The sequence below is a fragment of the Corynebacterium marambiense genome, from assembly GCF_016342275.1.
Classification (GTDB): Bacteria; Actinomycetota; Actinomycetes; order Mycobacteriales; family Mycobacteriaceae; genus Corynebacterium; species Corynebacterium marambiense.
On sequence record NZ_JAEIOT010000007.1, the window covers coordinates 432,248 to 457,814 of the forward strand.

The window sequence follows — 25,567 nt, forward strand, 5'->3', positions numbered from 1 at the left end:
GCCTTCGGTTTCGGGATGCTCGCGGGTTCCGGTCGGTTTCCCGGACGCAGTAGGATTGGCCGCTATGTCCACTGCCACACAGTTCGAGGATCGCCGAACGGGCATTTTCTCCCACGGCTTCGGCGCGACCACCGTCGGTCTGCTCATGGCGATCACCGCCTGCGCCTTCGATAACACGGCGGTGACGGCGGTGATGCCGCGGATCACCCACGAACTGGGCGACACGGGAGCCTACTCGCTGGCGTTCTCGATTCCCTTCGCGGTGTCCATCGTGGCGATGGTCGCCGCAGGAATCGCGACCGACGTCGCCGGTGCCAGGTTATCCATGGTGGCCGGAACCGTGATTCTCGTGATCGGACTGGTGCTCGCGATAGTCGCATCCGATATGACGGTGTTCCTGTTCTCCCGCGGTATTCAGGGGTTCGGGATCGGTGCGGTGATCGTGGCCATCTATGCGGTGATCGCGCAGGTCTATCCCGCTCCGTTACGTGCCCCGATCTTCGCCGCGTTCGCCGGGGCATGGGTGGTTCCTTCACTGGTCGGGCCAGCGTTGGCCGGGCTACTCACCGAAGCGTTCACCTGGCACGCGGTATTTCTGTTCACCCTGGTGCTGCTCGTCATCGCGGCAGTGTTGCTGGGGCCTGCCATCCGGAGACTACCGGTACGGCGAGGAACGCTCTCCCGCACGAGCGTCCGGATGCTCGTCGCGGCGCTGATCCTCTCGATGGCGGCGGGGGCACTCAATTACTCGCCGCAGCTTGCGCTCGGGGCGGGGCTGGTGGCATTCGTGCTATCTCTCCCGGTAATCGCGCTGGCGATCCGCCCCCTGGTGCCGGTGGGCACGCTACGGGGCCGGGCCGGGGTGCCCCGTCTGGTCCTTTCCCGGGTCCTGACCGACATGGTCCTTGGCGCCGAGATCTACATCCCGCTGCTGCTCGCCCAGGTCTACGGACTGGGCCCCACCCTCACTGGACTGGGGCTCTCCGTCAGTGGCGTGACCTGGTTCATCGCCTCACAGATACAGGGGCGTTTCAGCGCGGAGTGGTCGATGCCGGCCGTCGCCAGGATCTCCGCCGCAGCGATGAGCACCGGATTGATCATCGTGGCACTCACCGTGGGGTTCGGGGCGCCCTGGGCGATCGCGGTCGCCGGCTGGGGTCTCTCGGCGTTCGGAATCGGCTTCATCTATCCCCGTCTTTCCAGCGAACCTCTCGAGCTCTGTCCACCGGAACAAAGTGGATTCATAGGTTCCGCCCTTCAGGTCGCCGGAATCACTGGAATGACCATTTCCATAGCGGTGGGAGCCCTGACAATCGCGGCGTTGGACTTCACCAACGTGAACGCCCGTTTCCTGGTCACCTACCTGGTACTGACCTGCGCCATCGCTCCCTTCGCGTGGTTGTGGCGTCCCGGTGTGGAGGCGGTGTCCCCACCCACTCGGGGGTACTGAATTCTCTGGGAAAAATACGGACCTGGCAATCCCTCCGCCGACCTCTACACTGGATGGTCGACCATCCCGCATCAGGCAAACGGATGCGGGGCGCCGAGAAAGGACCCCGTGCCCCCCAGCTACTCACCCCACCGAACACTCAGTGTCGTCATACCGTGCCTCAACGACGCCGGCCTACTCACCCGGTGCCTGCGTGCACTTCTCCATCAGACGGTGCCCGCAAGCGAGATCATCGTCGTGGACAACGGCAGCATCGACGACTCGGCGGTGGTGGCTCGTGGACACGGCGCCCGTGTGGTAGACGAACCCCGCCGGGGTATCACCTGGGCGACCCGCACCGGCTTCGACACTGCGACATCGGATGTCATGTTACGCACCGACACTGACGTTGCACCGGCCCCCGATTTCCTGGAGAGGCTCCACCGGGCCTGGGATCTGGCCGAGGATCAGATGCGATCCGGGGCGAGTCGGCGTCGGATCGTCGGCGTGACCGGGTCAGGGCGATTCGAGTTACCCGGGTGGCGGGGCTCGTTGGCCAGTGCCGCCTACCTGGGGGCGTATCGGGCCAGCGTCGGTTCCGCTCTCGGCCATCAACCGTTCTTCGGGACAAACTACTGTATCCGGCGGGACTGGTGGCTGAAAATCCGCGATGAGGTGGACATGAGTGACACCGAGGTGCACGAAGACATGCACTTGAGTTTCGCGGTACACCCCGACGAGACCGTCTGGTTGCAGTCCGATCTGACGCTGGCGATGGATGCCCGTGCAGTGGAACCTGGGCCACAGATGCTGCGTCGTTTCCGCCGGGGCTTCCACACCATCGCGGTAAACTGGCGCCGCGAAAAACCCTGGCACCGTCTCGATTCCCGGGGGCTCCTGCCCACTCTGCACCCATCGAAGGACACTCTCTCATGACCAGTACCACTACACCACGGACAGCCGTCATCATCGGGGCGGGGGTCGCTGGGCTCGCCACCGCCGCCCTGCTCGCCCGTGATGGTGTGTCAGTCACCGTCGTCGAACAGGGATCCACTATCGGGGGACGGGCCGGCACGCTCACAGTAGACGAGGCGCCCGGTTTCCGATGGGACACCGGCCCGAGCTGGTATCTCATGCCTGACGCCTTCGACCATTTCTTCCAGTTGATGGGCACCAGCACGGACGCCGAGGTCGGACTGACGTCCCTTGATCCGGCGTATCGAGTGTACACCGAAGGCCATCCGCCACTGGATGTTCCTTCAGGACGGAACGAGGCCGCAGCATTGTTCGAGTCCATCGAGCCCGGAGCGGGTGCTCAGCTCGGGGAGTACCTCGATTCCGCGGCGGACGCGTACCGGATCGCGGTGGAGCGGTTCCTCTACACCACGTTCACCGGGCCCGCCGGATTCATCAACCAAGATGTGGGCCGTCATCTGGGGGTCCTGGCTACGTTGCTGACTACTTCACTGGAGGATTTCGCTGCCCGCTACGTCGACGACGTCCGGCTGCGCCAGATACTGACGTACCCGGCGGTGTTCCTGTCTTCCCGTCCTGACCAGACCCCTGCCCTCTACCATCTGATGAGCCACACCGACCTGGACCAGGGGGTGCGCTATCCGGTGGGTGGATTCACCGCCCTGATCCAGGCCATCGACCGGGTCGCCCGCCGGGCCGGAGCAGTGATACGGACATCGAACCGGGTTCTCCGGATCACCACCGACGATCACGCGAGATCGACGCGGAGATTCCCGGACCGGTTCGGGCGCCTCCGCCCGACGAAGGCCAGGGTGACCGGGGTACAGGTACTCGCCAGCGACGGTACAGTGGAGACCCTCACCGCAGATGTGGTGGTCAGCTGCGCCGACCTGCACCACACGGAGACCGCTCTGCTTCCCGCTCATCTGCGCAGTTACCCCGAAAGCTGGTGGGGTACCCGGAACCCGGGGCCTGGTACCGTCCTGGTGATGCTGGGTGTTCGGGGCGCGCTACCCCAGCTCGCACACCACACACTGTTGTTCTCCCGCGACTGGGACGCCGACTTCGACGCCGTATTCAACGGCCCGGGCATCGACCGGGAACTCCCCGCCTCCCGCTCGATCTATATCTCGAAGCCCTCGGCCACCGACCCGGATGTCGCACCCGAGGGGCACGAGAACCTATTCGTCCTCATCCCGGTCCCCGCCGATCCGCAGCTCGGCCGCGGTACCGCTTACGCGCCGAATGCGGCCCCCCTGGTCGAAAGTATCGCCGATGCAGCGATCGAGCAGATAGCTCGGTGGACCGGAGTCGAGGATCTCGCCGAACGAATCGTGGTCCGCCGAACCCTCGGGCCCGGGGATTTCTCCGAGCGGTACAACGCGTGGCACGGCGGAAGCATCGGGCCCGCGCACACCCTCGCGCAATCAGCTTTTCTCCGGGGCACCAACGCCAGCCACCTGGTGGATGGTCTGTACTACGCCGGCGCCACAACCCTCCCTGGGGTCGGCGTACCGATGTGTCTGATCTCCGCGGAGAACGTACTCAAGCGTCTGCGTGGCGACAGGACACCTTCGCCGCTACCGGAGCCGATCTGAGATGGACCAGTGGCTCTACCTGGCGAGTATTCTCGGCTCGATTCTGGCGATGGGGTTGTGCGACTACCGATGGCGTCTAACGTTCACGGCGGCACCCGCACGTGCGACAGTGACCAGCGTCCTTCTGGTGGGGGTATTTCTGGCGTGGGACGGCATCGGGATCGTCAGCGGAGTCTTCTTCCGTGGTACATCACGGTGGATGAGCGGAGTGGAACTCGCCCCCGAATTGCCGCTGGAGGAGCCTTTCTTCCTCTTCTTCCTGGTCTATCTGGCGCTCAACCTCACCTCCTTCACCCGCATGACGATATCCAGGACGGTGGTCATCCGATGACGTATCTGCTGATCAGTCTTCCATTCGTGCTTGCCGCCGCGGCGGTGTGGTGGACCAGGAGACACTCGGTTCCCGGGCAGACCACCGTGACCGCGGTGGTCGTCACCACGCTCGTTGCCCTCACCATTGTCTTCGACAATCTCATGATCAGGGCTGGACTGGTGGGTTATGATCCGGCACACCACACGGGTCTGGCCATCGGCGTGATGCCCGTGGAGGATCTCGCGTACGCGGTGGTCGCGGGGATAGCCGTACCCGCGATCTGGCCGGGGAGGGGAAGCCGCCGATGATTTCCGCCCTCCTGCGCATCCTGGGCGCCTCCCGACCGTTGAGCTGGGTCAACACCGCCTTCCCGTTCCTCGCCGCCTACCTCGTCACCGGTGGCGGCATGGACACCCGGTTCTACCTGGGCACCTTCTTCTTCCTCATCCCCTACAACATCGCGATGTACGGCATCAATGATGTCTTCGACTTCGAGTCCGATATCCTCAACCCGCGGAAAGGCGGCGTCGAAGGAACCGTCCTTGCCAGGGAACACCACCGGACCCTGCTGTGGGCTGCGGCGATCAGTTGCCTGCCGTTCGTGGTGTACCTCTACGCGGTGGGCACGCGGGCATCCGGAATCTGGTTCACGATGTCGCTGTTCGCGCTCCTCGCTTACTCGGTGCCCGGTCTCAGATTCAAAGAGCGCCCTTTCCTCGACTCGGTCACTTCCTCGGTGCACTTCGTTTCACCGGCGCTGGTCGCCGGCACCATGATCCCGGGTGGGGTAAATACGTGGTTCATGTGGTGTATGGTCGCCTTCTTCCTCTGGGGCATGGCCAGCCACGCTCTCGGCGCAATCCAGGACGTCACCGCCGACCGCCAGGGCGGGCTGTCCTCGATAGCGACGGTCCTCGGTGCGCGCACCACCGCGAGGCTCGCCACCGCCCAGTATCTCGTCGCGTCACTGATCCTGTTCCTCCTCCCCCATCCGAGCTGGATAGCGGGCCTGGTCATTCTCCCGTACGCAATCAACTCAGCGAGATTCCGGTTCATCACCGACGAGACGTGCACCCGCGCCCGCTCGGGATGGCGTTTCTTCCTCTACATCAACTTTTTCGCGGGCTCCGTACTCAGCATCACCATGCTGTGGGTGGGTCTCCGGTAGCACCGCTGGCTGGCCGATGTGTGTCCGCGGTCCTACCGCGACAGCGGACGGGGCGCCTAATCTATCTTCATGGATGCTCTTCATGATCTGCTCACCCGCGACCGGATCGCCGTCGGTGTCCCCGCACGCGACTGGCGGGAGGCGATCCGCCGCGCCGGAGAACTACTGGTGTCGACGGATGCGACCGACGCCGGGTACACCGACGAGATGATCGGGACCGTCGAAGAAAACGGTCCCTACATCGTCATCGCTCCCGGCGTCGCGTTCGCCCACGCCCGCCCCTCCAGATCCGTTCACCGCACAGCTCTGTCGTTGATCGTTCTGACGGACCCGGTGTCCTTCGGTCATCCGTCCAATGATCCGGTGGATATCGTGGTCGCTCTGTCCGCCACCGATCCGGACACGCACGTGAAAGCGATGAAGGTTCTCGCCCGGGGTCTGGGATCCGAGGAGCTTCGCGCCGCCCTACGCGAGGCGGCCACAGCTGATGAGGTGATTGAACTCATTGATCGGGCCACGACACGGACACGGATCACCCGCGATACGTCACCGACACCGAGGGACACCCCAGCACCTAGCGGTGCCGATGAAACCGTCCCCAGCAAGGGCCTGATCCTCACGGTGTGCGGAAACGGCCTCGGCACCTCCCTGTTCCTGAAGAACACCCTCGAGGACGTGCTCGACGAGTGGGGCTGGTCGCGGTACATGACGGTTGAGGCCACCGACACGATCTCCGCGAAGGGGAAGTCCGGGGACGCCGACTGCATCCTCACCTCCGGGGAGATAGCCCGGGCCCTCGGGGACCTCGGGGTCCCGATGCGGGTGATATCCAACTTCACCTCCACCGACGAGATCGACGCCGCCCTCCGCGAGATCTACGCGGTCTGACCGGCACCACCACACAGAAAGGACTTCCGACATGGTTGTCATCGAGTTCCTGGTCAACCAGATCCTCTCGGTCCCGGCGTTCCTCATCGGCATCATCACCGCGGTGGGGCTCGCGGCACTCCGCAAATCGACGGGCGAGGTCATCGGAGGCGCGGTCAAGGCGACCCTCGGTTTCCTGCTCATCGGCGCCGGTGCCGGTCTCGTCGTCACCTCCCTGGAACCATTGGGCACGATGATCACCGGTGCCACCGGGGCGCGGGGCGTGGTGCCGACCAATGAGGCGATCGTGGGGATCGCGCAGGAGAACTACGGCGCACAGGTCGCCTGGTTGATGGTCCTCGGTTTCGCGGTGTCGCTGCTGCTGGCGCGATTCACACCCCTGCACTACGTGTTCCTCACCGGCCACCACGTGCTATTCATGGCGACGCTGATCACCATCGTCCTGGCGACGGCGGGCTTCTCGGCGGGTGTCACCGTTCCGCTCGGGGCAGTGCTGCTGGGGATCCTCATGGTGTCCCTGCCTGCGTTCGTGCACCCGTGGACCAGACGGATCACCGGCGACGACTCGATCGCCATGGGACACTTCGGTACGGCCGGGTACATCGTCGCGGGTGGTGTCGGCTCGCTCGTCGGCGGACGGAAACCGGAGAAGCTGTCCCCGTCCACCGAGAACCTCAAACTGCCCGAGGGACTGAAGTTCCTCCGGGACTCGATGGTCGCCACCGCGCTGTCCATGGCGCTGATGTACGTCATCCTCGCGGTGATCTTCCTCATCCGGGCCGACCGGGACGAGGCGTTCGCCGCATTCGAGGACGGTGCCTCCGATGTGGGGGCGTACCTGATGCACTCGTTCACCCTGGGCCTGCAGTTCGGTGTCGGCGTGGCGGTGATCCTGTTCGGTGTGCGCACCATCCTCGGTGAATTGGTGCCGGCGTTCCAGGGCATCGCCGCGAAATTCGTGCCCGGAGCTATCCCGGCCCTCGACTGCCCGATCGTCTTCCCCTACGCGCCGAACGCCGTGCTCATCGGGTTCATCTCCTCCTTCATCGGCGGGCTGGTCGGCCTGGCGCTGCTGCAGGTCGCGTTCAACCCGCTGTTCGGTGTCGTGCTGATCCTGCCGGGACTGGTCCCCCACTTCTTCACCGGTGGTGCGGCGGGTGTCTACGGCAACGCCACCGGCGGACGACGCGGTGCCGTGGCCGGCGCATTCGCCAACGGTCTCTTCATCACCCTCGGCCCCGCGTTCCTCATGCAGGTGCTGGGCGTGTTCTCCGGGGAGAACACCACCTTCGGCGACGCCGACTTCGCCTGGTTCGGCATCCTGATCGGCGCCGCGGCGAAGACCGGGACGATCGCGGGAACGATCCTGCTCCTGCTCATCGGTGCGGCGATCCTCGGCGGTGCGATCCTCGTGCAACGGCGCGTCGTCGACACCGGTTGGGATCCGAGTCCCGCACGCGCGGTCGTGTCCACGGGCGCCGTGGTCAGTGGTTCGCCGACGGCCTCCCCGCGAGCCGCCTCAGGCCCGGACGTCTCCTCCGGGTATCCGAAGATCGCACCTCCCAACGGCGCACCGGTTCCCCCTCCCCGGCGCGCGCACGAACCTGACTCTCCGTCGTGACAGGCTGCCACGGCACCCGGCGTGGAGGGTCGGACGTGGCTAGAATGAGGGGCCGCAACCGCCGCTGACCCGACGATGACGAAAGCTGCACATCTTTTCACCGTGACTCCCCTACCACCGTCCCCGCGCCACCGTGATGTGCCCGCTGCAACGGCCTCGATCGCCGCTGCTGTGGCGCTGCTGTTGGCGACCCTGGGGTTAAATTACACGAGGAGTCACGTCGGCTACGCCGGACTGGCCGCCGCGACGGTGGCATTCGGTGCGGCGAGTGCCCTCGCTCAGTTGTATCGCCCGGGCAGGGTTACGGTGTTCCGGGCGCTGTCCGCGGCCGGGGGTATCGCGTTGCTCATGCTGGGGGTACTCGTCGCGGCGAGCCGAGTCACGTCCCTGGACGAGGTATTCACGGTGACCACCCTGGCGACGGTGTATCTCACTCCCCCGGCCGTCATCGCGTGTCTGGCTGGCGGGCTCGGTCAGCTTCCCGGGCAGTGGATCCCCAGGGTGGGCTTCAGCGTGGTCGGTGCGGCGGCAGCCGGCTGGTTCGCGCTCGGCCCCGATACCCCGGCGACCCGCGGGCTCGTGGTCGTCTCCGCGATCCTCGCTCTCCTCGGTTGTGTACCGGTGCTCACCGGAGCCCGCAACTGCAGCGTGCGCGATCATGGCTGGCGGTGGACTGCGGTCACCGCCGCCGCCGGGATTCTCGCGGCGACGATGCTCTATGCGGTTGTTCTCGCGGCCACTCCGATCACCTGGTGGCCGGCCCAGGCCCCGAGCATCGTGCTGGCGTGGGCCTACATCATCGCCGCGGCCCTACCTGTGGCGGCGGGCGTAACCTACCGCGATCGGCCGGCCCACCCCGAGATGACGGGCTAGTTCAGCTGATCTTCACCGAGGGTGATCCTCGTGATCGCCCGCCCGTTGATGCCGCCCGGGACCTTCACATCGATCCTCGGGTAGCTGGCGACGGCAGCGCACGGCCCTTCGCCGACGCCCGGGCGGAGCCCTTCGACGGCGGCGACGCCAACGGTGTTCGGGGTGGTGGTGACCACGCCACGGACTCCGTAGCAGCTACTGTCACCGGAGGGGATCGTCATGCGGATGGTGTCGTTGTCGATCACGGTGTAGAAGAAATCGGTCTGGTGCTCGGAGTGCATGCCGGTCGCGGGTTCTCCGGTCGTGCCGGTATGCGGGTGGAGGGGCATCCCGAACACCTGGATGATCTGTCCGATGAACCACTCGAGGGTGGACTCGGAGGAGTTGGTCCCCGATGAACCGAACACGTGCTCATCCGCGGAGGCGACCGCGGGGGACGCGCCGAGGAGCAGAAGGGTTGAGGCGATGGTGGCGGTCATCCGCCGGGGCAGCTTGTGCATGATGGAGACTCCTGGTGTGCGGTGCGGGAGGGACAACGCCCGTTATAGCAGATTCTCTTTTCTGCACGGCCCGAAAATCATCCCCGTAACCGATCAGATCGGGTTCAGGTTTCCACCGGTGCGCAGCGGTCGTCCACCGATTGGCGTCGTGCAGCGGGGGTTGCCGGGTCACCTTCGCCCGATGATGCCGTCCAGATCGAGGGCCTGCTCCACCGCGTCCGCGATCAGATCCAGCTGGCGGAGGCGTTCGGCGTGGAAGGAGGTGTCCGCCGCGAGGACGAACCCGCTCCGCCCGGTGGCTGCGGCGATGTCCCGGAGGAAGGCACGTCGGTGTCCGTCATGCTCCAGGTGGCCGTGCCGGTGGGTACCGAAGCTGACACCGCGTCTGGCTCCCTCGTCCCCGATCCACGGCTGTTCGGTGGAGCGCGCAACCCTCCCGTGGTGCACCTCGTAGGCTCCCCCCTCGTGCCGGATGAGGGTCTTGTCCGGGTGGAACACGATGTCTGTGTCGAACACCCCGAGGCCGTCGACGGGGCCGGTGGAACCGGACTCCACTGGATCGGTGATGCTGCGGCACAGCATCTGGTAACCACCGCAGATCCCGAGCACCGGCCGGTTCTCCCGGACACGCGCGGTGACGGCTGCCGCGATCCCCGTCCGTCGCAGCCAGGCGAGATCGTCGACGGTGGCACGTGTCCCGGGGAGAACCACGAGGTCGGCGTCGGCGATCTGGTCCGCGTCTGCCGACCAGACGACACTCACCCCGGGCTCGCAGGCGAGTGCCTCGACGTCGGTCGCGTTCGAGATCCGCGGCAGCCGGACGGCCGCGACCCGCAGGCGCTGGGTGCCAAGGGCGGGTGTGGCGGGTCCGACGCTCGCGCCGAGTGGCGACTGGAGCGAATCTTCGGCGTCGATCCACAGCCCGTCGATGAACGGCAGTACCCCGACGGTGGGTACCCCGGTCAGTTCCTCGAGTTGGACGAGGCCCGGGTCGAGGATGGTCTGGTCACCGCGGAACTTGTTGATGATGAACCCGCGGATCCGGGCCCGGTCCCCGGCGTCGACGATCTGGTGGGTGCCGTAGAGATGGGCGAGCACTCCCCCGCGGTCGATGTCGCCGACGATGTAGACGGGCAGGTCGCAGGCCTCGGCGAGGCCGAAGTTGGCGACGTCGGTTGCCCGGAGGTTGATCTCCGCCGGCGAACCCGCACCCTCGCAGATGACGACGTCGAACCGGCGGCGCAGGTCGGTCAGGCACTCGGCCGCGACCTGTCTGAGGTGGGTGCGGTGCTCGATGTAGTTCCGGGCGCTCACCGAACCGGTGGCACGCCCCCGGACCACGAGTTGGCTCGTGCGGTCGCTGCCGGGTTTGAGGAGTACCGGGTTGAAGTCCACGCTGGGGTCCAGCCCGCACGCCGCGGCTTGCAGTGCCTGGGCGCGCCCGATCTCTCCGCCGTCGGGGCAGACGGCGGAGTTGTTCGACATGTTCTGCGCCTTGAACGGCGCGACGGAGACACCACGGCGCGCCAGTGCCCGACAGATTCCGGCGACGATGACGGATTTACCGGCGTCGGAGGTGGTTCCGGCGATGAGGATTGCGGACACGGTCGTGCCGGATCAGCTGTCGTGGCCGTAGGAGTCGATGTCGGCGTCAGGGATGGTCAGGATCTCCGGGCCGTCCTCGGTGATGACGAGGGTGTGCTCGAACTGGGCGGTGAACTTCCCATCCCGGTTGGCCACGGTCCAGCCATCGTCCCAGATGTCGTAGGGCAGGTCGCCGATGTTGATCATCGGTTCCACGGTGAGCGTCATGCCGGGTTCGAGGATGGTGTGATCCTCCGGGTTGTCGTAGTGCACGACGACGAGACCGTTGTGGAACGTCGGGCCGACGCCATGTCCAGTGAAGTCGCGGACGACGGAGTACCCGAACCGTTTCGCGTAGGACTCGATGACCCGGCCGATGACGTTGATCTCGCGGCCGGCTTTCGCCGCCCGGATGCCCCGCATCGTGGCGGTGTAGGTGCGTTCCACCAGTAGTCGGTGCTCCTCGCTGACGTCCCCGGCAAGGAAGGTCCGGTTGGTGTCACCGTGGACGCCGTTCTTGTAGGCGGTGACGTCGATGTTGACGATGTCACCGTCCCGGACCACCGTCGAATCGGGGATGCCATGACAGACGATCTCGTTGAGCGAAGTGCAGCAGGACTTCGGGAAACCGCGGTAGCCGAGTGTCGACGGGTAGGCACCGTGGTCACACATGTACTCGTGCGCGATACGGTCCAGCTCGTCGGTGGTGATGCCGGGAGCGACGGCCTGGCCTGCGACGGCGAGGGCGTTCGCGGCAATACGACTGGCCTCACGCATCGCCTCGATGGTCTCCGGGGTCTGGACAAGCGGCTCTCCACACGCTTCCCTGACGGTGTCTTTCCAGGCGTACTCCGGGCGCTCGATGTGCTTGGGTACCGTGCGGACGGGGCTCTGTTTTCCGGGGGTCAGGCGTGCGCGTGCGTTAGACATGTTCTCATCGTAGCGCTGCCAGCCGGTATTCCGACGGTGAGGTACCGGTGCACCGAACTTTGTTCCGCACCCCCACGCCGGTTCTGTTCTACAGGTAGGGCGGAGGCACCGCCGCAGTATTCTCCGCCTGTGCGGGAGCTGCGGGTGCCACCGCTGCGGGGGCAGGCTCATCCTCCGGTGCTGGTGGGCGGGAAGCCTCCTGTGGAGGCAATAGTGATGGGTCGTCGAGGGCCCGGAAGAAGTGGTCGGTGATGGCGACGGAGGTCTCTGATCCGCCGCCGAGCACCACAAGCGTGGCGAAAGCGATGTCGTCATCACGGAAACCCGCAAACCAGGCGTGGGAGCCCCCGGCGATCTCGGCTTCACCGGTCTTGCCGTGGATCGCTCCCCCGGCCTGCATTCCGCGGGCTGTGCCGGTAGTGACCACCTGCCGCATCATGCGCTGCAACCCCTCAATGGCCTGCGGGGTGGGCGGGTCGACGTGCTCGCTCACGGTGGTCTCTCGGCCGTTGATGAGCACGGGAACGGGAGTACGTCCCGTCGCTGCAGTGGAGGCGACGAGCGCCATACCGAAGGGGCTGGCGAGGTCCTTTCCCTGGCCGAATCCGGCCTCGGTGCGGTCGACCAGTTCGTCACCGCGCGGGATGGATCCGGTGACGGTACCGAGCCCCTCAATGGTGTAATCGAGGCCGAGTCCGAATTGTTTGCCGACCTGCTCAAGTTCTCCGGGGTTCAGGCGCGCGGAGATGTCGGCGAAGCTGGTGTTGCAGGATGCTGCGAATGCACGTTCCAGAGGAACCGACCCGAGGGAGAAACCGTTGTAGTTGGTGACGATGCGGTGCCCGATCTCCATCGCACCGGGGCAGGGCACGATGCTGTCGGGCGTGAGGTCCTCGTCCATCATCCCGGCGGTCGCGGTGATGATCTTGAACGTGGACCCGGGAGGATACTGGCCCATGAGCGCGATCGATCCGTCCCGATCTGCCGCGGCGGTCTGCGCGATCGCGAGGATCTCTCCAGTGGAGGGGCGCATCACCACCATCATCGCCTTCATCCCCGAGCGGAGGTCGACTGCCGCCTGTGCCGCCCGCTGGACGTTGGTGTCGAGGCTGACCCGCACAGCGGGTGCGGGCGTCGGGGCGTGGATCTCCAGCGTGTCGATCTGGGCGCCGTAGGCGTTAACCACGGCGATCTGCCAGCCGCGCTCACCGTCGAGATCGTCATTGACGATGCGTTCGACCCGGGAGATGATGTCGGGTGCGAGATCACGGTCGGTGCGGACCATCGCCGCCTCGGGGTTCACGGTGACGGCATCGACACCGTCCAGTGCCTCCAGGACCTTCGGTCCCTCGATGGCGTCGACCAGGCTGACGGAGTACATGCCCTTCGCGCGGCGAAGGTTGTCCGCCAGTTCGTTGGCATTGACCGTGGCCACGCTCCGGTCCCGCGAATGCGCCGCGTCGAGTGCACGGGCGATGGTCCGGGCTGTGGAGTCCGCGTCCTTCAGCCCCTTGGTGTTGACGAGAACCCGGTAGGTGGTCCCGGGTTCCAGGAGTGCGACGCCGTCGTTGCTGATCACCCTGGCGCGCTCCGCGTTGATACCCCGGAGTTCGAGGTGCTGGCTCGCCCCCAGCCGGGGATGCAGGAGATTCGGCTGCCACCGCACGAGCCAGTCTCCGCCGACCCTACTCAGCGACATCCTGGACGGATAGCGCAGCTCGCGGTCTCGCGGGAGTGACCAGTCGACGGTGAACTCAGCGGTGGCGGTGTTGTCACCGGTGGAGACGCTGTTCAATTCCGCGCCGATCTGCTCGGCCTGCAATCCCTCGAACGACTCACGGAGCATCTCGGACGCCGCCGACGGATCATCGGTCAGCGCCCCGGCGGCGTCAAAGTCGCCGTCTGAGACGGCCGCGAAGAACGCCTCGACTGTTCCGTCTACGGGTGGGGTCTTTGGGGTACAGCCCACCAAGCCGACGGCGACCATCATGATCACCGTGAGCAGCGCGGACGTCTTCTTCATGGGGATCAAGGTAGCAACAGGCATGGCCCGGGGGCCGGAACCTCGCGGCGTGCCGGGACGGGAGACACGAAGTTGTGACACATGGGACTGATGGGATATGTCGGCCCGTCAACGACCCGCACCGTACGCCCCAGGGAAGACACGTCGGCGCACAGGAGCCACGCGGAGGGCTCAGGAGGTGACCTTCACCTCGGGGGAACCGCTGACGCTCCCTTCCTCGAGGCCGAGTTCCTCGGCGATTTTCATCGCCTCCTCGATCAGGGTCTCCACGATCTGCGACTCAGGCACGGTCTTGATGACCTCACCCTTGACGAAGATCTGGCCTTTACCGTTTCCGGAGGCCACTCCGATATCCGCGTCGCGGGCCTCACCGGGGCCGTTGACGACGCACCCCATGACGGCGACACGCAGGGGAAACTCCATCCCGTCGAGAGCCGCAGTGACCTCCTCGGCGAGCTTGTACACGTCGACCTGGGCACGGCCACAGGACGGGCAGGACACGATCTCGAGCTTGCGCGGACGCAGGTTCAGGGACTGCAGGATCATGTCACCGACTTTGATCTCCTCCTCCGGAGGAGCCGACAGCGACACACGGATCGTGTCGCCGATCCCCTCCGCCAGCAGCGCGGAGAACGCCACGGAGGATTTGATGGTGCCCTGGAACATCGGGCCTGCCTCCGTGACACCGAGGTGCAGCGGATAATCGCACTGCGCGGCGAGCTGACGGTAGGCCTCCACCATGATGACCGGGTCATGGTGCTTGACGGAGATCTTGATGTCCCCGAAACCGTGATCCTCGAAGAGACTGGCCTCCCAGAGCGCCGATTCGACGAGGGCCTCCGGGGTGGCCTTGCCGTACTTCTCCATGATCCGCTTGTCCAGCGAACCGGCGTTGACGCCGATGCGGATGGGGATACCGGCAGATCCGGCCGCAAGCGCGACCTCCTTGACCCGGCCGTCGAACTCCTTGATGTTGCCGGGGTTCACGCGGACCGCCGCGCACCCGGCGTCGATGGCCGCGAAGATGTACTTGGGCTGGAAGTGGATGTCGGCGATCACGGGGATCGGGGACTTCTTTGCGATGATCGGCAACGCTTCCGCATCGATCGGCTTCGGGCACGCCACGCGCACGATGTCGCAGCCCGTGGCTGTGAGCTGGGCGATCTGCTGCAGGGTGGCGTTGATGTCGTGGGTCTTCGTGTTCGTCATTGACTGCACTGAAATCGGGTGGTCCGATCCGACACCGACGCTGCCGACCATGAACTGCCGAGTCTTGCGTCTCGGGGCGAGCACCGGCGGCGGCGCCTCAGGCATGCCAAGTCCGATGGGGATAGTCACTGTGAAAGAACTCCTTGTCGCGCACCGCCTGCAGGTCGGTGCTCGTGGGTGAGATTCTGGCGGGCCGTCGTGGTCGATGGTATCACCGGCTCCGAGACTCGTCCGGTGCGGGGATCCGCGCGCGGCGGACCGTCAGCCAGGTAGCCGGATCGGGTTCACCACATCGGCGGCGATGACGACCATCCCCACCGTCAACAGGAGCGCGGCAACCGTGTAGGTCAGCGGCATGATTCCTCGGTAGTCCGCGGGTCCCGCCGGTGGCAGCCCTCGGAGCCTCCGCACGGCATCCCGCAGCTTCTCCCAAAGGACGACGGCTATGTGTCCGCCGTCGAGCGGCGGAAGCGGCACGACGTTGAACAGCGCGAGGAAGAAGTTCAAGCTGGCCAGCATCATCAGGAACGTGGCCCATTCGCTGCGTTCCGCTAGTTCGCCACCGATGCGGGTCGCACCGACGACACTCACCGGCGAGTCCTGGGCGCGTTCCCCGCCGAACACCGCAGCGGCGACGCCGGGGATCTTGGCGGGGAAGGACTTCAGTCCCTCGACGGTGCCGGAGAACATCAGACCGGCGAAACGGAGCGAGGCACCGATTCCGTCGACGGGGCCGTAGGCGCGGAACACGTTCTCGACCGGTGCCCGCGACACGCCGATGGCGCCGACGGTGACCTCCTCACCCGCGGCGTTGAGCCGGGTGGCCTCGGCGACGGTGACCGCGACCTCGCGGGCCGACCCGTCGCGTTCCACGGTGAGCTCCACCGTCTCGCCAGGTCTCGCCATGACGGTGTCGCGGAGCTCAATGAAGGTGTGCATGCGCCGACCGTCGACGGCGGTGATCCGGTCGCCGACAACGATGCCTGCCTCCGCTGCGGGCCCCGCACCGGAGCAGGGTGACAGAGTTCCGTCGGGGTTCTGGGCCGGAGCGACACAGTCGGTGCCGTCGACGGTCGGTGTGAGATCGATGTCGGGATCCGGGATACCCGCGCTCACAGCGACGGTGTAGATGAGGACGAGACCGACGAAGACATTCATGACCACACCGCCCGCGAGAACCGCGATGCGCTGCCACGCGGGCCGCCGACACATGGCGAACGGCTCCTCATCCGGGGTGAGCGGATCGTTGGCCGTCATTCCCGCGATATCGCAGAACCCGCCGAGCGGTACCGCCTTGAGCCCGTAGGTGGTGTGCCCTCGGGTGAACTGGCCGACGGTCGGGCCGAAGCCGATGAAGTACCGGCGGACCCGCATTCTGAGCAGACGCGCCACGCCCATGTGGCCCGCCTCGTGCAGCGCGATGGTCAGCGCGATACCGAGGGCGAAAAGAATGACGCCCAGCAGATAACCCACGGTGAGGTCACTCTCCTTGCATGTCTGTCGGTGTTCCGGTTCGGCCCGGTGGCCGTTATTGCGGGGTCAAGTCTCGCACACCGGCGGATGGTTCAGCGCTTCCCCGCGAGAATCTCCCCCGCCAGCCGGCGGGAGTGCTTCTCCACGTCGAGGACGTCGTCCACCGTCCCGGCCGGTCGGACGAATCTCGAGGCCCGGTCCAGAACCTCGGCGACAGTGTCGACGATCTCCGGGAACCGGATACCCCCCGCGAGAAAAGCAGCGGCGGCCTCCTCGTTGGCGGCGTTGTAGACGGCGGGCCAGGTTCCCCCGGCCGCAACAGCCTGAGCAGCCAACCTGACCGCGGGAAACGCAGCGTGATCGACGGGTCCGAAGTCCCAGGAGAACACGCCGGAGAAGTCGAGCGCGGGCTGCGCGTCCGGGACCCGCCTGGGCCAGTCCAGGGCAAGGGAGATCGGCAGTTTCATCGACGGCGGGGACGCCTGGGCAATGGTGGCTCCATCCACGAAGGTAACCATCGAGTGCACGATTGACTGCGGGTGGACCACCACGTCGATCCGGTCCCCGGGAATCCCGAACAGAAGCGAAGCCTCGATGAACTCAAGTCCCTTGTTCACCAGAGTCGCAGAGTTCAGGGTGTTCATTTGCCCCATGGACCACGTCGGGTGGGCGGCGGCCTGCTGCGGTGTGACGTCCATCATCTGCTGTCGGGTCCACCCCCGGAACGGGCCTCCCGACGCGGTGAGCACCAGTCGGGACACCTCCCGGCTGTTCCCCGCCATCAGGCACTGCGCCATCGCCGAGTGCTCGGAGTCGACCGGAACGAGTTGCCCGGGTTCCGCGGCCCGCAGCACGAGCTCACCACCGGCGACCAGTGATTCCTTGTTCGCCAGCGCGAGGACCGAGCCACTTTCCAGGACCGCGAGTGTCGCCGCGAGCCCCATGGAGCCCACCAACGCATTGAGGACGGTGTCGGCCTCCACGACGCCGACGAGATCCCGCGCGGCGTCAGGGCCGCTGATCACCACTCCCCCGAGCGCCCGGGACACCTCAGCGGCTGCCGTGGAGTCGGCAACGGCCACCCGGCCTGCATCGAGACGTAGGTGTCGGGCCTGGGCGATGATCTGCGCCGGGTCGGACCCGCCCGCGGCGATCCCCACGACCTCGAAGGCCTCCGGATTGGCGTTGATGACCTCGATGGCCTGGGTCCCGATGGAACCGGTACTTCCCAGAATAAGAACGCGTTTACTCACCCATCCCATTGTTCCATTGATCCGTTGCGGGCGTGGAACCGGACCCGAGAGGCCACATCAAACTTTCCACTACACCCGAAAGGGGCGGGATCTGCGGCCCACCACCGCGGCGAGCGGCAGAAAACCCGGTTCACGGACTGGTTTTCCCGCGGGTTTGTCACGTCCCGCCACCGGATCGTCGAGTTTAAGTCGCTGTCGGCGGAATGTTATGAGATGATGGCGGCAACAGAATGCGATTTCGGTACGTGTGCTTTATCCCATAAGGAGTTTGACGTGTCTGGTTCCGACCACAACGTTCCCCAGGTCCACAACGGAGTGTCGACCCTCGACGAGCCCTCGGCGGCCTGGGGCTGGCACGGTCTCAGCCGTAACGCCATCCAGATCTCCGGCTGGATCTCGGTCGCTTTCCTTTTGGCCTACCACTTCGGTAACCACCACGGCCACGTTGAGACGATCTGGTTATTCGCAATTACCGCTCTGATCGTTGTCGGCCTCCTGCTGAACCTGTTCCAGCCGAACCTGAACCAGGTGCGCACGGTCACCGCCCACAACAAGCCGATCGACCACGTCGAACCCGACTGGGCCCATGATCAGCACAACCTCACCGGTGTCTATGGCAATCTCACCGATTCGCAGCTGCGCTCCCTGAACATCGACCCGGCCACCGTTCCCGGTCGCTCCAGGCACAACTCGATCGACGCGTAGCACTCCGCACAGTTCTGGCCGAACCGCGATCCGCGCCCCGGATCGCGGTTTTTCTGTCCTCTTCCGCCTCCTCCGTGTCCGTGTCCTGGGCGGGGTCCGTCAGCTACAGACCCGGTGACTCCGGAAGTCTTCTCGACGGAACCGGGGTCCTTCCTCCACGTCGGCGGTCCCGTGATTCGGCACAGCCTGAAGCGCGTGGAAAACGGACGGCCGGGTGGCGGAGTTCCACTATTCACCTGACCCTCCGGCCCTCCAGTTGACGAGGATGCTGCACCTCAGCGTTCCTCCGCAGCCAGCTGACCACACGCCGCTGCGATCTCCTGGCCTCGGGTGTCGCGGACGGTGCAGGCAACGCCCTGCGCCGCGACGCGGCGGACGAACTCGTTCTGCCGGTCCTTCGGCGATGCGTCCCACTTCGATCCTGGAGTCGGGTTCAGCGGGATCAGGTTCACGTGCACCCGGGCCCCCAGGGCGTTCCTGAGCTTCTTCCCGAGCATGTCCGCGCGCCAGTCCTGATCGTTGATGTCGCGGATCAGTGCGTACTCGATGGACACCCGGCGCCCGGTCTGATCCGCGTAGTAGCGGGCCGCATCTAGGACCTCGTCCACCGACCACCTGTTGTTCACCGGTACGAGCGAATCTCGGAGTTCGTCATCAGGCGTGTGCAGGGACACCGCGAGCGTGACGGACAGCCCCTCATCCGCCAGACGCCGAATCGCGGGGGCCAACCCCACGGTGGACACCGTCACGTTGCGCTGGGAAATCCCGAATCCCTGGGGGTTGGGTTCGGTGATCTGCCGGACGGCGTGGACAACCCGCTTGTAGTTCGCGAGAGGTTCCCCCATCCCCATGAACACGATGTTAGAGAGCCGACCACCCTCGTCGCGCATAGTCTTGGCCGCAGCGCGGACCTGATCCACGATCTCCCCGGTGGAGAGGTTGCGGTCCAGTCCGCCCTGGCCGGTGGCGCAGAACGGGCAGGCCATTCCGCATCCCGCCTGGGACGAAATGCACAGGGTCGAGCGGTCGGGATACCGCATGAGCACCGACTCGAGGAGCGTGCCGTCATGGAGGCGCCAGAGCGTCTTGCTGGTCTGCCCCGCGTCGCAGCTGATACTGCGGACGGGCGTCATCATGTCGGGGAAGAGCGCCTCCCGAACCGTGTCGCGTTGCGCGGCCGGCAGGTCCGTCATCGTGCGGGGATCCGCCTCCAGCCGCCCGTAGTAGTGCCGGGCGAGCTGATCGGCACGGAACCTGGGTAGACCGAGGTCACCGAGGGTCGCGATGCGGCGGTCGGCGTCAAGGTCAGCGAAATGGGTGGGCGGCATACCCCTTTTGGGGGCGGCGAACACCAGGGGTAGTTCTTTCGTCATAATTCCCCCATCATTACACGTCGCAGTGTCATTGGTGGAACTGGCGGGTTGTGTAACCCGCCCCGGAGCCGTTGAATGGGGGTATGAACCGAAACAACGAGGCCGAGCACTCCGCCGACACCACTCCGACGCCAGACGCGTCACCAGAGGTTCCAACCTATCCCGACACCGGCGCCTCGACATCCACGACGACGCCGGAACCGGCGAATGTGAGACGCCGTACCCTCGCCGGCAGCACCTGGGTCTCGATGATCGTCGGTGCCCTGCTGCTGATCCTCTTCCTCATCTTTATCATGCAGAATCAGCAGGCGGTGGACCTCACCCTCTTCGCCTGGGAATTCACCGTTCCCGCCGGTATCGGGGTTCTGCTCGCCGCGATCGGCGGAGCACTCATCATGGCCCTCGTCGGGGGTGTCAGGATGCTCGAACTGCGTCGTGAGCTGAAGAAGTTACGCTGAGTCTCACCGACAAAGAGAGAAACGCCCCGCCGGTCTGGACAACCGGGCGGGGCGTTCTGTGTTCACGGGCGCAGACAGGCAGCTCAGGACTGCAGGAAACTGAGCACGAGCCAGGTGACCATCGCAGACGGGAGCAGTCCATCTAACCGATCCATCAGCCCACCGTGCCCCGGCAACAGGGTCGACATGTCCTTGATGCCGAGTTCCCGTTTGAACTGGCTCTCCACCAGATCCCCGAGGGTCGCACAGATAACGAGACCGGGACCGAGGATCAATCCCCGCCACCAGATGTCGTCAAGGAGGAAGTGCACGAGCAGCACACCGGAGACGGTGCCGAGGAACAGGGAGCCTGCGAAGCCCTCCCAGGACTTCTTCGGGCTGACCGCCGGCGCCATGGGGTGCGCACCGAACAGAACCCCGAAGATGAAGCCGCCGATGTCCGAGGCAATGACGCACACCATGAAAGTGACGATGAACATATGCCCCGGAACCCCTTCCCTGGTGATCAGGGAAAGCATCGCGGCGAAGGACGCAAAGAGGGGGATCCAGGTGAGGACGAAGATGCCGAGTGACGTGTCACGAAGGTAGTTCTGCGGCGCGGTGTTCGCACCGTGGTGGAACAGTCGGCCGAACATCAGCGCGAGCACACTCACCACGAATCCCGCGACCAGGCCCTTGGTCCCGAAAGGCCACGAGAGCCACAGCATCAACTGTCCCCCGACCAAAAGGATCACCCGCGGGATAACGTACCCACTCTCCTTTAGCCGCGAGTGGACCTCCCAGGTGGCGACGCCGACGGCTGCCGCCACGAGCGGATACCAGCCGAAAGGGACGACGAAGATCATCAGGAGAACCAGCGCGCCAAGTCCCGCACCGACACCGATCGCCTTCTTCAGGTCCCGTCCGGCGGAGTTGCGGGGTTTGGGAAGATGATCGAGGCCCAGTGCACGGAGTGAGTCGGTGACGTCGCTGCTACCGCCGCGAGATCCCCCCGAGAACAGGCGCCTGACCAACTCCTCCGAATCAGTCAGATCCTCCGCATCGGCGTCGACGGGGTCACCGGCCAGCCACGAGTCCGGAAGCCCGATATTCGAGGCGTCTCCTTCGCGGTACTTCCTGGGTGATATGTGATGTTCAGACATGACGGATCCGCACTGACGACCCCCGGGACAGCGCGCACACGACCATGGAGGGAGTTTCCAGGGTGTCCGCCGGCGCAGGCCGTGGTCTCCTACCGGATTCGATGGTGGCCATCTAGACCTCCATCAGCTCCTTTTCCTTCTTCTCCACGAGTTCGTCGACCTGCGCGACATACTTCTGCGTCGTCTTGTCGAGCTCCTTCTCGGCGGCAATCACCTCATCTTCACCGGCCTCGCCGTCCTTCTGGATCTTCTTCAGGATCTCCATGTGCTTGCGACGGACGTTGCGGATCGCGATCTTCGCGTCCTCGCCCTTCGACTTGGCTAGTTTGACCATGTCCCGACGACGTTCCTCGGTGAGCTGGGGCACGGTGACCCGCAGAACCTGGCCGTCGTTGGTGGGGTTGACGCCGAGGTCCGAGTTGCGGATCGCGTTCTCGATCTCATTCATCACGTTCTGCTCGTAGGGACGGATGATGAGCATCCGTGGCTCCGGCACAGAAATCGTCGCCATCTGGGTGATGGGGGTCGGCACACCGTAGTACTCGGCGACGATTCCGTTGAACATTCCGGGGTTCGCACGCCCAGTGCGGATGGTCGTCAGATCCTCCCGGGCGTGCTCGACGGAGTTGGTCATGCGTTCTTCGGCTTCGAGGAGAGTGTCATCAATCATGGTAATTTCGTCTATTCCTTAGGACTTGGCCAGTCCGCCTCCCACTCCGCACCACCGCAGACGGTGACGCGGCGCAGTCACGTCAGGAAGGGGCACGCGAACTGGCCTGGACTGATTTATTCTGTTGCTCCCGATAAACCTATCAGGACTGGACGAGGGTTCCGATACGTTCGCCGGTGACGGCGCGTGCGATATTCCCCTCAGTGAGCAGATTGAACACCAGGATGGGCATGTTGTTGTCCATGCACAGCGAAAACGCCGTAGCATCGGCGACCTTCAGACCCTTTTCGATGCAGTCCCTCGGGGTGATCCGGTCGAAGAGCTCGGCATCCGGGTTCGTCCGGGGATCGGAGTCGTAGACCCCGTCGACACCCTTCGCCATGAGGAGGACCTCACAGTCAATCTCCAGGGCCCGCTGAGCGGCTGTCGTGTCGGTGGAGAAATAAGGCATGCCCATACCTGCACCGAAGATGACGACGCGCCCTTTCTCCAGGTGGCGCTTCGCGCGCAGCGGAAGATAAGGCTCGGCGACCTGCGCCATGTTGATCGCCGTCTGGACTCGACAGTCGATTCCGAGCTGGACCAGGAAGTCCTGCAGGGCGAGGCAGTTCATCACGGTGCCGAGCATGCCCATGTAGTCGGAGCGGGCACGGTCCATGCCCCGCTGCTGGAGCTGCGCGCCGCGGAAGAAGTTTCCCCCGCCGATCACGACCGCGACCTCGGTGCCATTCTGCACGACCCCCGCGAGCTGCCGTGCAACGTTCTCCACGACGTCCGGATCGATGCCGACATTACCCCCGCCGAACATCTCCCCTCCGAGCTTCAACATCACCCGTTTGAATCCCTGACGTCTGGCGCCCGCTTCGTCGGCCATGCCGCACTGTCCTTCCGTTGTAAATCTCGTGGTTCGGATCGTTGTTGCACGTCTTCAGTGACTTGCTCTACCGACAGACCAGCTTACCCGAGGACCGCCGCACCATTCGACGCCCAGACACCTCAACTGCGGATCCACGGCAGCAGACTCGTCCACCAGTCTTGAGTTGCTTCCTGAAACGTGTGACCCTGCTCAGGGGAAATTGCCGCAATTCTCTTGATTCTCCACCTCCTGGACCTAGGTTTAAATTACCCAATCCCAATTTAGGAGCGTCATATGAAAGCCCCCTTCACAAGGAAATCAGTCACCGCGGCTGTACTCGTCGCGAGCATGACCCTCACCGGAGTCACTCCTGCAACCGCGGACCCGCTGTTTCCTCCCGCCGAGATCGCCATCGCTGATGTCACCGACCCGGTAGCCGATACGCCGGAGCCCGAGCTGACGGAACCGGTCGATCAGAGTGACACCGATGTCGTTGAACCCCAGGAAAATGACGTCATCGCCGACTTCGTCGCAGGTCTCCCCCAGCTTCCCGCACTGCCCCCGTTGCCTCCGCAGCTGGTTCAGGTGCTCGGAGTCATCGGAGGCGGGCTGATCATCGGCTTGCTCGCCATGATCTTCGGCGGCGGCGGAAGCTCAGGGAATATAGCCAACAGTTCACCGGGTGGACTGTCCCCCGAACCCACATCGAAGCCCACGCCCAAGCCTACCCCCCAAACCACCACAAAGCCCAAGCCAGAACCCAAACCGACACCCAAGCCCCAACCCAAACGCACATCTAAAATCGTCGCGAATGCCCGACTCACAGCAGGGCAGCAGCTGACGTCAGAGAACGGTGAGTATTTTGCTGCGGTTCAGGATGACGGAAACTTCGTGATCCGGCGTACCAAGGACCGATCTCCTATCTGGGCAACCGGAACTGAAAAGGTTGCTGGAAGGGATGCGTACCTGCGTATTCAGAAGGACGGCAACCTCGTGCTCTATTCCGGGGGCCAAGCTCGGTGGGCATCGGACACCGCAGGTACCACCGCCCGTATCCTTGAACTCGGTAACGATGGGGTTCTTCGGGTCAAAGGGGAGAACGGCCACGTCTTCTGGATGCGTCCGAAGCGCAAAGACAGCAGCTCCACCAAAGCAGACAAAGTGATGGACCGCTTGATCTCTCAGACACGGGGCAAACAGGTCTACAACCACGGTGCGAACCAGTGTGTGGCCCTCTTCAACCACTACAACGAGAACATTCTCGGACACGGTTTCATCTCGGTGATTCTCGCACGGCAGCTGTACTCCGCAGCACCGGATTCCCACTGGGAGAAGCTCCCGGCCAGCGCCAAACCACGCCGCGGTGATGTCGCTATCTGGGGCAAGGGCTGGCCGTGGGACACGGAGGCAGGTCACGTGGCGATGGTTGTTTCCGACGACGGCTCGCACGTCAAGGTGTGGACCCAGAATCCCGGAGCGGCGCATGAAGCACGATTCACGAAGTCTTATCTCATCGGCTATCTGAGGCCAAAGCTCTGATCACGGTTCTCGCGTAGCGACGATGGCGGACCGACACCTGAATCGGTCCGCCACGGGCACAACAAAAACACCGTGGGGCGTCCCTACCGTCATTGGTAGGGGCCCAACGGTGTTTTATCTGTACCGAAAAGCTCGGATCAGTGCTGGCCGACCTCGTAGCGGACGAAACCGGTCAGCGTGACGCCGGCCTCCTCCATGATGGCCTTGACGGTCTTCTTGTTGTCCGTCACGGAGGCCTGCTCGTTGAGACAGACATCCTTGAAGAAGCCGTTGAGACGACCCTCGACGATCTTGGGCAGCGCCTTCTCGGGCTTGCCCTCCTCTCGGGAGATGGTCTCGGCGATGTTGCGCTCCTTCTCGACGATGTCGGCGGGCACATCCTCACGGTTGAGGTAGGTGGCCTTCATCGCGGCGACCTGCATCGCGGCGGCGTGGGCGGCGGCACCGGCTGCCTCGCCCTCGCCGGTGTAGGCGACGAGCACGCCGACTGCGGGGGGCAGATCAGCGGCACGGTGGTGCAGGTAGATGGCGACGTTGTCGCCCTCGATGGTGACGGCACGGCGCAGCTCAAGCTTCTCACCGATCTTGGCGGACAGCTGCTGGATGGCCTCCTCGGCGGTACCACCATCGACCGGAGCATTCTTGAGCTCTTCCGGAGTGTTCGCCTTCACGGAGGCGGCAGCCTCGGCGATCTTGGCGGCGAAATCCTTGAACTCGTCGTTCTTCGCGACGAAGTCGGTCTCGGAGTTGACCTCGACCATGGTGTTGCCGGAGACTGCGATGAGGCCCTCGGCGGCGGTGCGCTCGGCGCGCTTGCCGACGTCCTTGGCGCCCTTGATGCGCAGGAACTCGATGGCCTTGTCGAAGTCGCCGTCGTGTTCCGCGAGGGCCTTCTTGCAGGCCATCATGCCGGCGCCCGTGATGTCACGGAGCTTCTTAACGTCTGCAGCGGTGTAGTTCGCCATTATGGGGCGATCCTCCTTGATT

Annotated in this window: 24 protein-coding genes; 12 read left to right on the top strand and 12 right to left on the bottom strand. The window is 64.9% G+C overall.

What is annotated here, in order from left to right; all coding sequences use genetic code 11:
• Positions 1-64 precede the first annotated feature (64 nt).
• The 9 genes from JDV76_RS07065 to JDV76_RS07105 all read left to right on the top strand — a co-directional run bounded on the left by JDV76_RS07065 (position 65) and on the right by JDV76_RS07105 (position 8,865).
• Positions 65-1,450, top strand: coding sequence for an MFS transporter (locus JDV76_RS07065; protein WP_198736146.1), 1,386 nt, complete (start codon positions 65-67; stop codon positions 1,448-1,450).
• A 108-nt stretch (positions 1,451-1,558) separates the two neighbouring features.
• Complete coding sequence (locus tag JDV76_RS07070) at positions 1,559-2,365, top strand: glycosyltransferase (RefSeq protein ID WP_198736147.1); 807 nt, start codon at positions 1,559-1,561, stop codon at positions 2,363-2,365.
• Positions 2,362-4,002: a phytoene desaturase family protein gene (gene crtI / locus JDV76_RS07075; protein ID WP_198736148.1), complete on the top strand. Its 1,641-nt coding sequence runs from the start codon at positions 2,362-2,364 to the stop codon at positions 4,000-4,002. Before JDV76_RS07070 ends, crtI begins: the two co-directional genes overlap by 4 nt.
• Position 4,003: 1 nt before the next feature.
• Complete coding sequence (locus JDV76_RS07080; RefSeq protein WP_198736149.1) at positions 4,004-4,333, top strand: lycopene cyclase domain-containing protein; 330 nt, start codon at positions 4,004-4,006, stop codon at positions 4,331-4,333.
• Positions 4,330-4,623 carry a lycopene cyclase domain-containing protein gene (locus JDV76_RS07085; protein WP_198736150.1) on the top strand — a complete coding sequence of 98 codons (294 nt, stop codon included), beginning with the start codon at positions 4,330-4,332 and terminating at the stop codon, positions 4,621-4,623. The genes JDV76_RS07080 and JDV76_RS07085 overlap by 4 nt, the downstream gene beginning before the upstream one ends.
• Complete coding sequence (locus JDV76_RS07090; RefSeq protein ID WP_198736151.1) at positions 4,620-5,483, top strand: prenyltransferase; 864 nt, start codon at positions 4,620-4,622, stop codon at positions 5,481-5,483. The genes JDV76_RS07085 and JDV76_RS07090 overlap by 4 nt, the downstream gene beginning before the upstream one ends.
• A 69-nt stretch (positions 5,484-5,552) precedes the next feature.
• Positions 5,553-6,371 (top strand): PTS sugar transporter subunit IIAB, encoded by an 819-nt coding sequence (locus JDV76_RS07095; RefSeq protein WP_198736152.1) that lies wholly within the window; start codon positions 5,553-5,555, stop codon positions 6,369-6,371.
• A 31-nt stretch (positions 6,372-6,402) separates the two neighbouring features.
• Positions 6,403-7,992, top strand: coding sequence for a PTS ascorbate transporter subunit IIC (locus JDV76_RS07100; protein WP_198736153.1), 1,590 nt, complete (start codon positions 6,403-6,405; stop codon positions 7,990-7,992).
• A 102-nt stretch (positions 7,993-8,094) separates the two neighbouring features.
• Positions 8,095-8,865: a hypothetical protein gene (locus tag JDV76_RS07105; RefSeq protein WP_198736154.1), complete on the top strand. Its 771-nt coding sequence runs from the start codon at positions 8,095-8,097 to the stop codon at positions 8,863-8,865.
• Here JDV76_RS07105 and JDV76_RS07110 read toward each other — a convergent pair.
• The 7 genes from JDV76_RS07110 to dxr form a co-directional block, all read right to left on the bottom strand.
• Entirely contained in the window at positions 8,862-9,365 is a 504-nt protein-coding gene (locus tag JDV76_RS07110) for a hypothetical protein (RefSeq protein ID WP_198736155.1), read from the bottom strand. The two genes, JDV76_RS07105 and JDV76_RS07110, sit on opposite strands and share 4 nt — an antisense overlap.
• Positions 9,366-9,533: 168 nt before the next feature.
• Positions 9,534-10,970 carry a cobyric acid synthase gene (locus JDV76_RS07115; protein WP_198736156.1) on the bottom strand — a complete coding sequence of 479 codons (1,437 nt, stop codon included), beginning with the start codon at positions 10,968-10,970 and terminating at the stop codon, positions 9,534-9,536.
• Between the two features lie 12 nt (positions 10,971-10,982).
• Positions 10,983-11,879, bottom strand: a complete 897-nt coding sequence (map, locus tag JDV76_RS07120) for a type I methionyl aminopeptidase (RefSeq protein WP_198736157.1) — start codon at positions 11,877-11,879, stop codon at positions 10,983-10,985.
• 88 nt (positions 11,880-11,967) lie between these two features.
• Positions 11,968-13,902, bottom strand: coding sequence for a penicillin-binding transpeptidase domain-containing protein (locus JDV76_RS07125; protein WP_198736158.1), 1,935 nt, complete (start codon positions 13,900-13,902; stop codon positions 11,968-11,970).
• Between the two features lie 171 nt (positions 13,903-14,073).
• Entirely contained in the window at positions 14,074-15,216 is a 1,143-nt protein-coding gene (gene ispG, locus JDV76_RS07130; RefSeq protein WP_198736452.1) for a flavodoxin-dependent (E)-4-hydroxy-3-methylbut-2-enyl-diphosphate synthase, read from the bottom strand.
• A gap of 156 nt (positions 15,217-15,372) precedes the next feature.
• Entirely contained in the window at positions 15,373-16,584 is a 1,212-nt protein-coding gene (locus tag JDV76_RS07135; protein WP_198736159.1) for a M50 family metallopeptidase, read from the bottom strand.
• A gap of 92 nt (positions 16,585-16,676) precedes the next feature.
• Entirely contained in the window at positions 16,677-17,846 is a 1,170-nt protein-coding gene (gene dxr, locus JDV76_RS07140; protein ID WP_198736160.1) for a 1-deoxy-D-xylulose-5-phosphate reductoisomerase, read from the bottom strand.
• Between the two features lie 264 nt (positions 17,847-18,110).
• On the opposite strand from dxr, the gene JDV76_RS07145 reads away from it, so the two are divergent.
• A complete protein-coding gene (locus tag JDV76_RS07145) occupies positions 18,111-18,542 on the top strand; it encodes a DUF2631 domain-containing protein (protein WP_198736161.1) in 432 nt (143 codons plus the stop codon).
• 275 nt (positions 18,543-18,817) lie between these two features.
• Here JDV76_RS07145 and rlmN read toward each other — a convergent pair whose 3' ends face one another.
• Positions 18,818-19,915, bottom strand: coding sequence for a dual-specificity RNA methyltransferase RlmN (rlmN, locus tag JDV76_RS07150; RefSeq protein ID WP_198736162.1), 1,098 nt, complete (start codon positions 19,913-19,915; stop codon positions 18,818-18,820).
• Between the two features lie 83 nt (positions 19,916-19,998).
• On the opposite strand from rlmN, the gene JDV76_RS07155 reads away from it, so the two are divergent.
• Positions 19,999-20,373 (top strand): LapA family protein, encoded by a 375-nt coding sequence (locus tag JDV76_RS07155; protein ID WP_198736163.1) that lies wholly within the window; start codon positions 19,999-20,001, stop codon positions 20,371-20,373.
• Between the two features lie 83 nt (positions 20,374-20,456).
• On the opposite strand, the gene JDV76_RS07160 is transcribed toward JDV76_RS07155, so the two are convergent.
• The 3 genes from JDV76_RS07160 to pyrH form a co-directional block, all read right to left on the bottom strand.
• On the bottom strand, positions 20,457-21,515 hold the full coding sequence (locus JDV76_RS07160; RefSeq protein WP_198736164.1) for a phosphatidate cytidylyltransferase: 1,059 nt from the start codon (positions 21,513-21,515) through the stop codon (positions 20,457-20,459).
• A gap of 112 nt (positions 21,516-21,627) precedes the next feature.
• On the bottom strand, positions 21,628-22,185 hold the full coding sequence (gene frr, locus JDV76_RS07165) for a ribosome recycling factor (protein WP_198736165.1): 558 nt from the start codon (positions 22,183-22,185) through the stop codon (positions 21,628-21,630).
• A gap of 142 nt (positions 22,186-22,327) precedes the next feature.
• Positions 22,328-23,059: a UMP kinase gene (gene pyrH / locus JDV76_RS07170; protein ID WP_198736166.1), complete on the bottom strand. Its 732-nt coding sequence runs from the start codon at positions 23,057-23,059 to the stop codon at positions 22,328-22,330.
• A gap of 276 nt (positions 23,060-23,335) precedes the next feature.
• Here pyrH and JDV76_RS07175 point away from each other — a divergent pair, with 276 nt between their 5' ends.
• On the top strand, positions 23,336-24,580 hold the full coding sequence (locus JDV76_RS07175; protein WP_198736167.1) for a CHAP domain-containing protein: 1,245 nt from the start codon (positions 23,336-23,338) through the stop codon (positions 24,578-24,580).
• Positions 24,581-24,717: 137 nt separating this feature from the next.
• Here the strand turns inward: JDV76_RS07175 and tsf are convergent, their stop codons facing one another.
• Positions 24,718-25,545, bottom strand: a complete 828-nt coding sequence (gene tsf, locus JDV76_RS07180; RefSeq protein WP_198736168.1) for a translation elongation factor Ts — start codon at positions 25,543-25,545, stop codon at positions 24,718-24,720.
• Positions 25,546-25,567: the final 22 nt, after the last annotated feature.